At 61.8% G+C, this 13,176-nt stretch carries 12 protein-coding genes; 7 read left to right on the forward strand and 5 right to left on the reverse strand.

Annotation, left to right across the window (positions count from 1 at the left end):
• The first annotated feature begins 266 nt into the window (after window positions 1-266).
• Entirely contained in the window at window positions 267-1,295 is a 1,029-nt protein-coding gene (locus tag RX328_RS19665) for a fatty acid desaturase (protein WP_213246343.1), read from the forward strand.
• Window positions 1,296-1,416: 121 nt separating this feature from the next.
• On the opposite strand, the gene RX328_RS19670 is transcribed toward RX328_RS19665, so the two are convergent.
• Window positions 1,417-3,180, reverse strand: coding sequence for an adenylate/guanylate cyclase domain-containing protein (locus RX328_RS19670; protein WP_213246045.1), 1,764 nt, complete (start codon window positions 3,178-3,180; stop codon window positions 1,417-1,419).
• A gap of 304 nt (window positions 3,181-3,484) precedes the next feature.
• Between RX328_RS19670 and RX328_RS19675 the strand changes: the two genes are divergently transcribed.
• Complete coding sequence (locus RX328_RS19675; protein ID WP_213246043.1) at window positions 3,485-4,480, forward strand: methyltransferase; 996 nt, start codon at window positions 3,485-3,487, stop codon at window positions 4,478-4,480.
• A gap of 225 nt (window positions 4,481-4,705) precedes the next feature.
• Here the strand turns inward: RX328_RS19675 and RX328_RS19680 are convergent, their stop codons facing one another.
• From RX328_RS19680 to RX328_RS19690, 3 genes are all read right to left on the reverse strand, one after another.
• Window positions 4,706-5,212, reverse strand: a complete 507-nt coding sequence (locus tag RX328_RS19680) for a DUF3455 domain-containing protein (protein WP_213246041.1) — start codon at window positions 5,210-5,212, stop codon at window positions 4,706-4,708.
• A 131-nt stretch (window positions 5,213-5,343) separates the two neighbouring features.
• Window positions 5,344-6,558 carry an NADP-dependent isocitrate dehydrogenase gene (locus RX328_RS19685; RefSeq protein WP_213246039.1) on the reverse strand — a complete coding sequence of 405 codons (1,215 nt, stop codon included), beginning with the start codon at window positions 6,556-6,558 and terminating at the stop codon, window positions 5,344-5,346.
• Window positions 6,559-6,783: 225 nt separating this feature from the next.
• The gene (locus RX328_RS19690; RefSeq protein ID WP_213246037.1) at window positions 6,784-7,077 is read right to left on the reverse strand and encodes a hypothetical protein; all 294 of its coding nucleotides are present in this window, start codon (window positions 7,075-7,077) and stop codon (window positions 6,784-6,786) included.
• A gap of 300 nt (window positions 7,078-7,377) precedes the next feature.
• Between RX328_RS19690 and RX328_RS19695 the strand changes: the two genes are divergently transcribed.
• The 3 genes from RX328_RS19695 to RX328_RS19705 all read left to right on the forward strand — a co-directional run bounded on the left by RX328_RS19695 (window position 7,378) and on the right by RX328_RS19705 (window position 10,328).
• Complete coding sequence (locus RX328_RS19695; protein ID WP_213246035.1) at window positions 7,378-8,589, forward strand: TrmJ/YjtD family RNA methyltransferase; 1,212 nt, start codon at window positions 7,378-7,380, stop codon at window positions 8,587-8,589.
• A 257-nt stretch (window positions 8,590-8,846) separates the two neighbouring features.
• The gene (locus RX328_RS19700) at window positions 8,847-9,479 is read left to right on the forward strand and encodes a DUF1326 domain-containing protein (protein ID WP_213246032.1); all 633 of its coding nucleotides are present in this window, start codon (window positions 8,847-8,849) and stop codon (window positions 9,477-9,479) included.
• Window positions 9,480-9,533: 54 nt separating this feature from the next.
• Window positions 9,534-10,328, forward strand: coding sequence for a DUF2182 domain-containing protein (locus RX328_RS19705; RefSeq protein ID WP_213246031.1), 795 nt, complete (start codon window positions 9,534-9,536; stop codon window positions 10,326-10,328).
• Window positions 10,329-10,568: 240 nt separating this feature from the next.
• On the opposite strand, the gene RX328_RS19710 is transcribed toward RX328_RS19705, so the two are convergent.
• Window positions 10,569-11,231: a TetR/AcrR family transcriptional regulator gene (locus tag RX328_RS19710; protein WP_213246029.1), complete on the reverse strand. Its 663-nt coding sequence runs from the start codon at window positions 11,229-11,231 to the stop codon at window positions 10,569-10,571.
• A gap of 228 nt (window positions 11,232-11,459) precedes the next feature.
• Between RX328_RS19710 and RX328_RS19715 the strand changes: the two genes are divergently transcribed.
• Window positions 11,460-12,002: an OsmC family protein gene (locus tag RX328_RS19715; RefSeq protein WP_213246027.1), complete on the forward strand. Its 543-nt coding sequence runs from the start codon at window positions 11,460-11,462 to the stop codon at window positions 12,000-12,002.
• Between the two features lie 33 nt (window positions 12,003-12,035).
• A complete protein-coding gene (locus tag RX328_RS19720; RefSeq protein ID WP_213246025.1) occupies window positions 12,036-13,160 on the forward strand; it encodes an acyl-CoA dehydrogenase family protein in 1,125 nt (374 codons plus the stop codon).
• Window positions 13,161-13,176: the final 16 nt, after the last annotated feature.

Raw genomic sequence — 13,176 nt, forward strand, 5'->3', positions numbered from 1 at the left:
CGGGGCTGCAGTCCTTGACGTCGCCTCAGTTCGTGTCCATATGTCGGGAAATCGACACTTGGGCGGACGACTGGCCGCTTTGCCTTGTTCCCGACAGGCACGCACGTTTCAGACCCTTCTCCAAAAATCGATCAACCGACGGAGCTGCCGATCAATCGGCGCTTCGATCTTACGTGCACCGGTCAGAAGGGGATATCTCTGTGCCTAAGAGCACTGTGCAGCGGTTCAACGGGCAAGAGGGCTTCGGCTTCATTCAACCTTCCTCCATTCAACCTTCTAATGACGGCGATGACGCGGTCGACGCCCGGCGTTGGAAGCGCATTTTGGCCAACTACAGCACGCCAACTCGGCTGCGCAGCATTGCCGAGTTGGCGATCACGGCCTTGCCGCTCGTCGTGCTTTGGACCGCGGCTTGGTTCACATTCTCCCTCGGCTATGCCTGGGCGTCGTTACTCATTGCGATTCCGGCTGCCGGCTTTCTCGTACGCCTGTTCCTCATCCAGCACGATTGCGGTCATGGCACTTTTTTTGCCGGCCGCCTGGCGAATGACTGGGTCGGCCGCGTCCTTGGCGTGCTCACGCTCACGCCCTACGACTGTTGGCGCCGCACGCATGCGATTCATCATGCCACCACCGGCAACCTCGATCGCCGCGGTATCGGCGATCTCGATACGCTGACAGTGCGCGAATACCGAGCCCTTTCCTGGTGGGGTCGTCTGAAATACCGTCTTTACCGCCACCCGCTGATCATGTTCGGGGTCGGACCAGCCTATCTGTTTCTTTTGCAACACAGGATTCCGGTCGGCCTCATGCGCAACGGTTGGCAGCCCTGGGTCAGTACGATGGCAACTAATCTCGCGATTGCCGTCATCGTCGCTACGCTCACATGGTTTATCGGCATCAAGGCGTTCCTGCTCGTGCATCTGCCGATTATGCTGCTCGCCGCCACGGCCGGCGTATGGCTGTTCTACGTACAGCATCAATTTGAGCACACCGCATGGGAGCGCGACGAGAGCTGGAACCTGCATCAAGCCGCTCTGCACGGCAGCTCGCATTACGATCTGCCGGCGCTGCTGCGCTGGTTCACTGCCAACATCGGTATTCACCATGTGCATCACCTCTCCAGTCGAATTCCCTATTACCGGCTGCCGCGCGTGCTGCGCGACTACCCTGAACTAGGTGACGTCGGTCGCATAACGCTGCTGCAGAGCTTTCGGTGTGTACGGCTTGTGTTGTGGGACGAGGCGCAGCGCCGCTTGGTGTCGTTCCGGGAAATCAGAACCCGGGAGTTTTAGGAAACAGCGCCAGATCTCGCCGCACCATCGCGGTGGCGACTGCGAGTTCTCGATCCCCCGATAGCTGCGATCACTTGAGATCGCCGTCGGGCGCCGAAACGAGAAGACTTTGCGACATCGCTCAGCCGTTCCACCCAGCCTTCGCCAGACCTTCTTCGATGCGCTGGGCGTAGATAGCGTCTCGAAACGGAAGCCTCGCGCTATACGCGCTTCGCGAGATCTCGGGCTCCCGGCGGCGGATTTCCTGGATACATTGCGCCGCGTCCGCCTTGCGGCCGAGCTGCCCACGACTGGCAGCCAACATCTGATGACCGAGCCAGTAGAGTGGCGTCAGCGTCACGGCGCGGCGGGCGGTCTCCTCCGCGGCTTCATAGGCTTCGAGTTGGTAGTGGGCGACGGCCATCGCCGGAATACAGCGCCCGACGGTACGATCGTGCGGGCGCAACTGAAACGAATGAGCGACGGTTTTCAGCGCTTCCTCGAATTCGCCGACGCAGTCGAGCGCATAGCCAAGCACCGAATAGGCGTGCGCGAGACTCGGATTAAGCGCAATCGCCTGCCGGGCCGCCGCTATGGCCTCCTCGTGCCGGCGCAGCCAAAGCGAGCTTTGGGCGAAAAACATGTGCGCCCGCGCATCCTTCTCGTCGAGGGCGACTGCCTTGCGGGCGAACTCGAATGCGCTTTGCAGCTTTGACTCAAAGTCCGCACCAAACTGCGCCGAAATGTACTTGCTGTAAGCCATGCTGGCATAGGCCGGAGCATAATTGGGATCCGCCTCAATGGCTGCCGTGAACAGGCGCTGCGCCTCGGCTATGCTTTCCGGATTGAATCTATAGAGGTGCCAATTGCCGCGCTGAACCAGATCGTAGCCGGTGAGGCCTCTGCGCGTCGTTGCCCGGCGCTCCTCTACTTCCATGATCTCCGGCTCGACCGCGGCCGCGATGCTGGTCGTGATGTCGTCCTGAATCGCAAACAGATCGCCGAGCTCGCGATCGTAGCGCTCCGCCCAAATGTGGTGTCCGGTCAGCGCGTCGATGAACTGGGCGGTGATGCGGACCCGGTTCCCCGCCTTGCGGACGCTTCCTTCCAACACGTAGCGGGCGCCGAGCTCCCGGCCGACCTGTTTGATGTCGATTGAACGGCCCTTGTAGACGAAGGAGGAGTTGCGGGCGATCACCGGGAATCGGCACCACGTCGCAATCGCTGTAATGAGATCCTCGCTGATGCCGTCGGCAAAGTACTCTTGCTCGGGGTCGCCGCTCATGTTGGCGAACGGCAGCACGGCAAAAGTGGGGCGATCGGTGAGGTTCGGCAGTTGCGCGCCAGTTGCGACGGAACCGACCGGTGCCTGGGGCCGATCGAAGACGACGCGGTAAAGCCGCACCGGCCGGACGATGTTCTTGAGCTGCCGCTCGCCGAGGTCTTCGAAGCCGAGATCGAGCCGCCCACTCGCGTCCTCCTGGACGCGGGCGGAGACGCAGATGCCGCCCGGCTCGGCCATGGTCTCGAGCCGCGCTGCGATGTTGACGCCGTCGCCATAAATGTCTCCGCCGTCGATCATCGTATCGCCAGCGTTGATGCCGAGCCGGAACACGAGGCGCTGCGACTCCGGCACGGTGGCATTCCGCTCGGCCATTCCGCGCTGCACCTCGACGGCGCAGCGGACCGCGCCGAGAACGCTCTCGAAAGTGGCGAGAAAGCCATCCCCCGTGGTCTTTACAATCCGGCCGCGGTTCTCCCGGATCTTAGGTTCGATCAACTCTCGAAAATGTGCCACGAGCGCGGCGTGAGTGCCTTCCTCGTCGACGCCCATAAGCCGTGAATAACCGGCCACATCGGCCGCCAGGATGGCGGCGAGCTTGCGTTCAACTTCTGCGGTGCCCATCACTGTCGCCTCGTTCGAAAGTCGGGACCGTGACGACGAAGTATAACCGAGGCCGCGACAAACTTCACGGGCTTCAGTCGCTCGTTTTCCTCCCGACTCAGGGGGGCCGGAGAAGGTTTGCTTCAGTCCTCTCAAGCCCAATTTATGAGCGCGCGCTGGATCGTTTGAAGCTCGGCATGCCTATGGACAGCATGGAACGCGAGATCAATCCGGCAATCCAAGATAATGATCGAGCGTCACCGCTACTTCAGTATTTCATTTAAACGTAAATCCAGTGAGGCTCTGGCCGCTTGGAAAGAACATCATGCTCAGTCCCTCTCAACAACTCATTCGACTCGGCTTTGGCTTCATGATCTCTCAGGCATTGAATGTTGCTGCAGACCTCAACGTTGCGGATCGCCTGGCCGCTGGAGAACGGAGCGTGGACGATTTGGCGGCAGAGACGGGCTGTCGCGCTGACGCGCTCTATAGGATCATGCGGGTTCTCGCCGCCGAAGGCATCTTTCGCGAAACCGCGGACCGTCGTTTCGAACTAACCGAATTAGGCGCGGCGTTGCGTTCCGACGAGCCCTCAAGTCCCCGCGACCTGATCCGAATTATGAACCGGGAGCCATACCTTGCCTTCGCGCAGCTCGACCATTCGGTGCGCACCGGCCTACCGGCATTCGATAAAGTGTTCGGAAAGCCGAGGTTCGATTGGTTGGCCGACCATCCCGACGATGCTGCGCTTTTTCAGCATGCTATGATCGCCCTAAGTCAAGGTGATAACGAAGCCGTAGCCGAGGCATATGATTTTGGGCCTTTTGCTCGGGTCGTCGATGTGGGTGGCGGCCATGGGCAGCTCCTATCCAAGATCCTCATGCGACATCCCCACCTGTCGGGCGTGCTATTCGATCTACCAGCCGGCGTTCAGATGGCGCGGGCCGGTGCGGGGGATTTTCCACCACATACCGAGTTCGCGGCCGGGAGTTTCTTCGACTCTGTTCCAACGGGCGCGGACGCTTATATTCTGAAGAAGGTCATTCACGACTGGAATGACGAACGGGCGGTGCACATCCTACGCAATTGCCGGGACGCGATGAAGCCACACGGAAGAGTGCTTGTTGCGGAGACAATTATTCCCCCTGGGAACGAACCAAGTACGATTAAATTAATCGACGCAAATATGCTTGTCGTCACCGGGGGCGTCGAGCGTACCGAAGCCGAATATGCAGCTTTGTTTACTGCGGCGGGACTGCGCCTTGAGCGCGTCATCTCTACTGGTCAGCCGATTTCAGTTCTTGAGGCAAGCCAACTTTGAAAGCCTTGAAGTTTATCGGCTAGAGCAGCCGACGCTATTGGCACATCGCTTCATCTCACCGCGCGCGGAAGTTGGTCGCTATTGGAGCAATAGCAGACATCGATTGAGGTGCGCCAATCAAGCTTCTTCATGAGTGCGCGCGCTGGTTCGTTTGAAGCTCATCATGCCTGGGCAAAGCGCGAAGCGCATCTTCGCGCCACGTGTCCCGGCCATGACGGACAGCGTTCAGCTCTTGCGCAAAAACACGTAATCCGCTGAGTAGGGCACGTTGCGATAGGTGCCCGGCCTGTCGCAGGCACCTTCCAGCTTTCCGCCTGCCGTGTTGATCCGCTGCACAGTGGTCACGCCGTTAAGAATCCCGGTGCCGCGCCCGGACGTTACTTCCAGCTTGAGCCAAGGAATGTCGTTCGGCGTAGCGCCGGGGGCGTTGCCGATTGCCTTGCCGACGACGGCGCTGCTGTCGATGTGCTCCCAGTTCGGACCGGTGTAGTGCCGGCCGACGGTCTTGCCGTCGAGCAATAGTGTCGCGATCGGCTCGCGGAATGCCCAGGCCAGCTTGCCGTCGGCGGCAGCCTTGCATTCGTAGACCTGCGCGCCCTCGGCGTGCAGCGTGAGCACGGTTTTCTCTCCCGGCGCCGCGATGGCGTCGGGAAGCGGTGTCTGGGCGGAGGCGGTGACGAATGAAGCAGTCAGCAGGAATGCAGCCAGGGCGGTGTTGTTAAGCAACGACATGGTGGTCCTCCGTCGTTGATCTTCGTCATTGCGAGCGGAGCGAAGCAATCCATAGCGCGGCATAACGGCTTGATGGATTGCTTCGTCGCTTTGCTCCTCGCAAAGACGTGGAGGGAGCTATCGAAGGCGGCTTATGCCGCCATCGCCTTCTCAAGGTTGCCGGCGACCTTGTCGAGGAAGCCGGTCGTGGACAACCAGCGCTGATCGGCGCCGACCAGGAGCGCGAGGTCCTTGGTCATGTAGCCTTCCTCGACGGTCGCAACGCAGACCTTTTCCAGCGTGTCGGCGAATTTGGCGAGCTGCGGGTTGTTGTCGAGCTTGGCGCGGTGGGCGAGGCCACGGGTCCAGGCAAAGATCGACGCGATCGAGTTGGTCGAGGTTTCCTTGCCCTTCTGGTGCTCGCGGTAGTGCCGGGTCACCGTGCCGTGGGCGGCTTCGGCCTCGACCGTCTTGCCGTCGGGCGTGAGCAGCACCGAGGTCATCAGGCCGAGCGAGCCGTAGCCCTGTGCCACCGTGTCCGACTGCACGTCGCCATCGTAATTCTTGCAGGCCCAGACGTAGCCGCCGGACCATTTCAGGGCCGACGCCACCATATCGTCGATCAGGCGGTGTTCGTAGGTGAGCCGCTTGGCTTCGAATTCCTTCTTGAACTCGCGGTCGTAGATGTCCTGGAAGATGTCCTTGAAGCGGCCGTCATAGACCTTAAGAATCGTGTTCTTGGTCGAGAGGTACACGGGATAGCCGCGCAACAGGCCGTAGTTGAAGGAGGCGCGGGCGAAGTCGATGATGGAGTCATCGAGGTTGTACATTCCCATCGCGACGCCGGCATCGGGGGACTTGAACACTTCCCTCTCGATCACGGTGCCGTCCTCGCCGACGAATTTCATCGAGAGCATGCCCTTGCCCGGGAACTTGAAGTCGGTGGCGCGGTATTGGTCGCCATAGGCGTGACGGCCGATGATGATCGGCTTGGTCCAGCCGGGAACCAGGCGCGGCACGTTCTTGCAGATGATCGGCTCGCGGAAGATCACGCCGCCCAAGATGTTGCGGATGGTGCCGTTCGGCGACTTCCACATCTCCTTCAGGCCGAATTCCTTCACCCGGGCTTCATCGGGGGTGATGGTGGCGCATTTGACGCCGACGCCGACCTTCTTGATGGCGTTGGCGGCGTCGATCGTGACCTGGTCGTTGGTCTCGTCGCGGTACTCCATTCCGAGGTCAAAGTAGAGCAGTTCGACATCGAGGAACGGGGTGATCAGCTTGTCCTTGATGTACTGCCAGATGATCCGGGTCATCTCGTCGCCATCGAGTTCGACGACGGGGTTGGTCACCTTGATTTTTGCCATGATGGAGGGGGCCTTTTCTCGGAAAACCGCTGATACGGGCGGGGTGGAGTGATTATGTGCGGCCTATAGCACCGCAAACCGGCCGGCGGAAGCCAAGCCGTTATGCACTTTCAGCCCATTTCTTGGGTCAGAACGCCGCCTGGTCGCCGTCCCCGCCACGTACCAGAGGATCGAGCGTCGAACACGCGCAAGCGGCGACGCCGCAGTCGCGGATAATGCCGCCAGTCAGAGCTTCTCAAGCTTGATCTGGCCGCTTGAAAACCGCGCCACGAGATTTCGGCAGTGGGGTTCGCCGTACTGTCGAGCCCAAGTCTCCATGCGGTCGATCTCAGGCTGCAGGGCCTCCAAGGCCGCTGGCTGCCAATGCGTTCTCATCTTGCCAAACGGCAGAGCTTCAGTTTCAGAATGAATGCAGACGAAGGGCAGGAAATCCGCGTCCCATTCATCGAGCTTTGATATCCACCAGGCTTCAAAAATCTTTCGCGCACCTTCGATGTACGTAAGCCTACCCGCCAGCATGCCTTGCGCGGCGTCAAAAGATCGCGTGACGGACTTTCAGGATCTCGGGTTCATTCCAACTCATCGACGTATCCTAACCGGCCTTAATCGGCATTTCGATGAGGTTCCCATCGATCGCCCTTACCGCACGAAGTGCTGCGCCTTGAAGTTTTGACCAAGTCTCAAATAGGGGTACTAACCCCACTATTTTGCTTGAGAATTCTGGCCGCTTTGGTGAAAAGCGACCAGCCATGGGGTTTTGATCAGGCGCTTTGCAAACCGATCCAAAACCTCCACTTGAACTAGAAAGCGAAGCTACGAATGTCCGGTTCGGGCACCGATAAAACCAAGTCTGGGTTGGACTTAGCCGGACCCATTGTGATCCTCGTCGAGCCGCAGCTCGGCGAGAATATCGGCATGGCCGCGCGCGCGATGGGCAATTTTGCGCTGTCGCGCCTGCGGATCGTCAATCCGCGCGACGGCTGGCCGAACATCGCGGCGCAACGGGCGGCGGCCGGCGCCGACCAGATTTTGGAACAGGCGCAGTTGTTCGACACGGTGGAGCAGGCGGTCGCCGATCTCACACTGTTGTTCGCGACCACCGCCCGTGCGCACGACCAGGCCAAGCCGGTGGTCTCGCCGGAAGCGGCGGCAGGCGAGATCGTGGCCCATGTCGGAAGCGGCGGCGGGGCCGGCATCCTGTTCGGCCGCGAGCGCTACGGCCTGCAGAACGAGGAGGTGGCGCTCGCCAACCGGATCATCACCTTTCCGGTCAACCCCGGCTTCGCCTCCCTCAATCTGGCGCAGGCGGTGCTTTTGATCGGCTACGAGTGGTTCAAGCACTCGACCGGCGGCGCCTTGCCGTTCGGGATGCCGGAACGGTCGGAGCCGGCCTCGCAGCACCAGATGCAGGCCTTCTTCGACAATCTGGTTCGGGAACTCGACAAGGTCGAATTCCTCCGCCCGCGCGAGAAGCGCGAGACCATGCTCGTCAATCTGCGCAACATTTTCACCCGGATGGACCCGACCAAGCAGGACATGCATACCCTGCACGGCGTGGTGATGGCGATCGCGGAAGGCCGCAAGGGGCCGGCCAAGGGCGGCGTGCTGGACGGCGAACAGGCGACCCGGCTGCGGGCGCTGCTGGCAGAGCACGGGCAGGGACCGGCGGTGCCCGGCGACAGCTCTACCGTGCGTGGGCTCGCCCGGCTGTTGCGGCGTAACCCGACCGATGCCGAGCGGATATTGTGGCAGGCGCTGACCCGCGACCGCCGCTTCGCCGGTCAGTTCAAGCGCCAGACTCCCGTCGGGCGCCATATCCCCGACTTTGTGTCCTTTGTGCATCGCCTCGCGATCGAGCTGGTCAATCCGAATGAGTCGGAGGCGATTGTGGCCGACCGCGCCGGACGGAAGGCGTGGCTGCAGGCACGCGATTACCGCGTCATCGAGATGCGGGTCGCCGACATCGAGCGGGATCTGGCGAGCGAGCTGGAGCGGCTCGAGAAAGCGGTAGGGTGGGCAAAGGCGCGTTAGCGCCGTGCCCACTATTCGTCCCCGGAGCACTGCTCTGAATGGTGGGCACGCTGCGCTTTGCCCACCAACGCGTCGTTGTCCCTTGGCGCACAAACGGAGTAAGCTCGCCGCCCGGGACAGCACGTCGCAAGCGCCAATTGCCATGGCGCGATGCTTTGACCGCGATCTGGTCCCGCTCGCATTGATCGGGCGTTTGATGCCCAAGGAGAAATTCAAGCGGCTGCAGTCCAATCGACAACGCAAATCGGAGGTGTGCGATGGCTACATCTGACTGGCGTCTCGAAGGCGAATGGATCAAGAACTGCAATTGCGCGTTTGGCTGTCCGTGCGATTTCAACGCGCGGCCCACCCAGGGCTATTGCAAGGGCCTGGTCGGCATGCGGATCACCAAGGGCCATTTCGAGACGACAAAACTCGACGGCCTCGTCTTTGCGGCCACCGTCGATTTCCCCGGGGCGCTGCACGAGGGCAACGGCCAGCTGCAGCCGATCATCGACGAGCGAGCCACGCCGGAACAGCGCGAAGCGCTTTTCAGCATCATGTCGGGCAAGAACTCCGCCGAAGGCACGCTGTTTCAGATCCTCAGCCTGATCGTCACCAAGATGCATGAACCGTTGTTCGTGCCAATCGAGTTCTCATTCGACAAGGATGGCCGCGTTGCGCGTATGGTGGCCAAGGGCGTGCTGGAGACCGAGGTTGAGCCGATCAAGAATCCGGTAACCGGAGCGCCTCACCGCATTCAGGTCGTGATGCCCGAGGGCTTCGAACACCGCGCTGCCGAAATTGCTTCGGCCAATATCCACTCGACCGGTGCGATCAAGTTCGACACCACGGGCTCGCACAGCTCGCTGGCGAACGTCATCCAGACGCCGGAGGGCGTCGCCGCCTGACGCTGCATTGGAGACGCATTTCGACGTGCCGTTTCGGTGACCGAGGTTAAGTCCATGCCCGGGACCTCTGCGCTCGAACAGGCCTTGCGCCACGATCGCCTGATCGTGGCATTCGGCATGGCTGCCGTTGTCGCTTTTGCCTGGGGCTATCTGGTCGCCGGCGCCAGCATTGACATGAGCATGGCCGATATGCCGATGGACCCCGAGCCATGGTCGCCCTCGCAGGCCGCGCTGATCTTCGCGATGTGGTGGGTGATGATGATCGCGATGATGGTGCCGAGCGCGGCGCCGATGGTGTTGCTGTTCACGGCAATCAAGCGCAGGCAGGCGACGGACAGTCCCGTCATCTCAAGCTGGCTCTTTCTCGCCGGCTATCTCCTGATGTGGGCCGGCTTCAGCCTGGCCGCGGTCGCGGTGCAGTGGGCACTTGATCAGGCCGGGCTGCTGTCCGGCATGATGGCAAGCACCAGCACCATGCTCGCCGGGATCATCCTGCTTGCCGCCGGGCTCTATCAACTGACGCCGATCAAGCGCGCCTGCCTGCGCTACTGCCAGAATCCGCTGTTGTTCCTGAGCCAATACTGGCAACCGGGCGCCATGGGCGCGCTGCGCATGGGCGTTCGGCATGGCGGCTACTGTGTCGGCTGTTGCTGGTTTCTGATGGCGCTGCTGTTCGTTGCCGGCGTCATGAACCTGGTGTGGATCGCGGCGGTCGCGATCTATGTCGCCTTCGAGAAGCTGCTGGCGCGCAGCCCATGGCTCAGCCGCGCCGCGGGCGCGGGCTTGATTGTAGCCGGTGGAATTGTCCTCGCGCGCGGCCTGACCGCCACGGCTTCCGCGTCTCTCTAAAATGAAATTAGGTTTGATTTCGACCGCGAAGAAGGTGCGCTCCCTCTCCCGCTTGCGGGGGAGGGCTGGGGTGGGGGTGTCTCCGCGGGCGACACTGCCCGAGTGGAGAGAGCCCCCACCCGGCGCTTCGCGCCGACCTCCCCCGCAAGCGGGAGAGGTGAAGCGCGTCTGCGGCCAAATCGATCTAACCAAAAATCATTATGCTCTAGCTCGATCGGCGACCTCGTCGCCGCGGCCGCCTCAGACGGCGACCAACTCCGCAGGCGCGTTACCTGGCCGCTTCGCCTTCTTCACCTTGGACGGCCCAAACAGATTGCTCGCGGCAAGACCTGCCGTATCCGCGACGCCGGGATCGCGCGAGACCATGGCGGCGACGATGGCGCCGTCGATCAGAAGCGCGAGTTGATGGGCGAGCACCTGCGGCTCAGATGCGCCCATCTCGGTGGCGAGCTTTTCGATGTGCGCCAGCACCACCTTTTTGTGGCGGAGCGCGATGTTGCGGAAATGCTTGGCGTCCTTGTCGTGCTCGGCGACCGCGTTGATGAAGGGGCAGCCGTAGAAGCGCTCCTCGGCGAACCAGCGCTTCAGCGCCGGAAAAATCCGCTTCAGCTTCGCCTGCGCATCGCCGCCGCCGTCCTCCATCGCGCCGATGAACCATTCGCGCCACGCCTTGCCTTCGCTCTCCAGGACGGCATTGACGAGGTTGGTCTTCGATCCGAACAATTTGTAGAGCGTAGTCTTCGCCGTGCCGGCCTCGTCGATGATGGCGTCGATCCCGGTGGCGTTGATGCCGTTCTTGCAGAACAGATGCGTCGCCGCGCTTAGCAGGCGGCCGCGCGCGGACTCCTCGTCGCCTGCGGCCGACGCCGCGACAGCCTTCCTCTTGGAAACTGATTTGCCCATGCGCGCCAGTTAATCGGAGCGCGGCGCAATCATCAAGTCGCATCTTTGCGCCGAAAATAATCGCGCCGGCGCGGCAATTGCTTCGCGCGTGAGCAGCGCGGCGCTGATCAATTTCCGGGCAGGCATCCCTAAGCGACGAGAGACGTTCGGCTTTTGATTTCGGCCTGATCTGGCACGCTTCATGCAGGAAACAGAACGTTCGGTATCCTATACCAGGGAGAGAAAAAGATGACCGCGGTCGCTCAGAAAACGGTGCTTACGGGCTGCCTGGCCCCGATCGACAAAAACGGGCTCGAGCAGCTAATCGCCAATGGCAAGGCCAATCCGAAGGTCATCAAGACCTTGAAATGCAAGACGGTGGCGGAGGGCAAGTTCCGTCACGCCAACTACATCCGCAATCTCGCGCCCTATATCGTCGACGAGCCGCCGGGCCTTTTGGGCGACGACACCGCGCCCAATCCTTCCGAAGCCTCGCTCGCCGCGCTCGGCTCCTGCCTTGCGGTCGGCCTGCACGCCAACGCCGTTCATCGCGGATGGATCGTCAACAAGCTCGAACTCGAACTCGAGGGCGACCTCAATATCACCGCGGTATGGGGCACCGGCGATGTCAGCGAGAAGCCGGTCGGCTTCACCGATGTCCGCGTCAGGGTCGACATGGAATGCGAGGGCATTCCGAAGAGCGAGATCGATGCGCTGGTCGCCCACGTCAAGAAATGGTCGCCGGTCGCCAACACGTTTACGCGCCCCGTCAATCTCGAAGTCAGCGCATAAGCGGCAGCAGCAACACCGGGTGCGGAGGGTCTCATGGGTTCAGTGGCGGTATCGCGGCTCGCAGTCGACGACGATCTCCCATCGGCATCGATCGTCGATCAAGTCGCGGCGATTGCGCGTCGAGAACTCGCACCCCAGGCTGCGGCGATCGACGAAGGCACCGTTTACCCGGATGCCTTGCTGCGCCGTCTAGGCGGCGCCGGCGCGTGGGGCAGTCATCAGCCTGCGAATGGCACAGCCGATCTGCGCTGCGCCATTCAGTCGACCGCCACGCTCGGCGAGGTCTGCGGCGCCACCGCCTTCATGGCGTGGTGCCAGAACACGCTGGTCTGGTACGCCTCGAATTCGAACAATCAAAAACTCATCGCCAAATTCGCCGGCAAGTTTGCCAGCGGTGAGATTCTCGGCGGCACCGGGCTCTCCAACCCGATGAAGAGTTTCTTCGGTATCGAGAGACTGAAACTCAGGGGGCGCAAGGTCGAGGGCGGCTACGTCGTGCGCGGCGCGCTGCCATGGGTCTCGAACCTGGGCGCGGACCATTTCTTCGGCACCATCTTCGAGCGCGAGGACGAGGCGGGCGGCATTGTCATGTTCCTCGCCGACTGTTCGAATCCCGCGATTACCCTGCAGCCGTGCAAGCCGTTCCTCGCCATGGACGGCACCGGCACCTATGCCGTGCAGTTCCGCGACGTGTTCGTGCCGGATGAATTGATCCTGGCCGAACCGGCCGGACCGTTCGTCAAGAAGATCCGCGCCGGCTTCATCCTGCTGCAGGCCGGCATGGCGCTCGGCCTGATCAAGGATTGCATCCAGATCATGGATGAAGTCGAGGCGCCGCTCGGCCACGTCAACCGCTATCTGCCGCAGCAACCTGTTCAGTTCCGTGAACTCCACGCCGAATTCGAGAGGGAGACGATGGCGCTGGCGCGCGACCCCTACAATTCCGACGATAGCTACTGGCGCCGCGTCATCGCGCTGCGGCTCAGACTCGGCGACGCCAGCGTCGCGGCTGCGCATGCAGCAATGCTCCATTGCGGCGCGCGCGGCTACCTGAAGAGCCACCGCGCCCAGCGGCGCCTGCGCGAGGCCTATTTCGTCGCCATCGTCACCCCCGCCACCAAGCAGCTTCGCAAGATGCTGGCCGGCGACGAGCACTAAAGGATTTTCGATCGAC

The sequence above is a fragment of the Bradyrhizobium sp. sBnM-33 genome, from assembly GCF_032917945.1.
Classification (GTDB): Bacteria; Pseudomonadota; Alphaproteobacteria; order Rhizobiales; family Xanthobacteraceae; genus Bradyrhizobium.

Bases quoted from the DNA above. Each gene is read 5' to 3' on its own strand.
- RX328_RS19670 (WP_213246045.1), bottom strand. From the start codon at position 3,180: ATGGGCACCGCAGAAGTTGAACGCAAGCTCGCCGCCATCCTGGCGGCC.
- RX328_RS19675 (WP_213246043.1), top strand. From the start codon at position 3,485: ATGCTCAGTCCCTCTCAACAACTCATTCGACTCGGCTTTGGCTTCATG.
- RX328_RS19680 (WP_213246041.1), bottom strand. From the start codon at position 5,212: ATGTCGTTGCTTAACAACACCGCCCTGGCTGCATTCCTGCTGACTGCT.
- RX328_RS19685 (WP_213246039.1), bottom strand. From the start codon at position 6,558: ATGGCAAAAATCAAGGTGACCAACCCCGTCGTCGAACTCGATGGCGAC.
- RX328_RS19690 (WP_213246037.1), bottom strand. From the start codon at position 7,077: ATGCTGGCGGGTAGGCTTACGTACATCGAAGGTGCGCGAAAGATTTTT.
- RX328_RS19695 (WP_213246035.1), top strand. From the start codon at position 7,378: ATGTCCGGTTCGGGCACCGATAAAACCAAGTCTGGGTTGGACTTAGCC.
- RX328_RS19700 (WP_213246032.1), top strand. From the start codon at position 8,847: ATGGCTACATCTGACTGGCGTCTCGAAGGCGAATGGATCAAGAACTGC.
- RX328_RS19705 (WP_213246031.1), top strand. From the start codon at position 9,534: ATGCCCGGGACCTCTGCGCTCGAACAGGCCTTGCGCCACGATCGCCTG.
- RX328_RS19710 (WP_213246029.1), bottom strand. From the start codon at position 11,231: ATGGGCAAATCAGTTTCCAAGAGGAAGGCTGTCGCGGCGTCGGCCGCA.
- RX328_RS19715 (WP_213246027.1), top strand. From the start codon at position 11,460: ATGACCGCGGTCGCTCAGAAAACGGTGCTTACGGGCTGCCTGGCCCCG.
- RX328_RS19720 (WP_213246025.1), top strand. From the start codon at position 12,036: ATGGGTTCAGTGGCGGTATCGCGGCTCGCAGTCGACGACGATCTCCCA.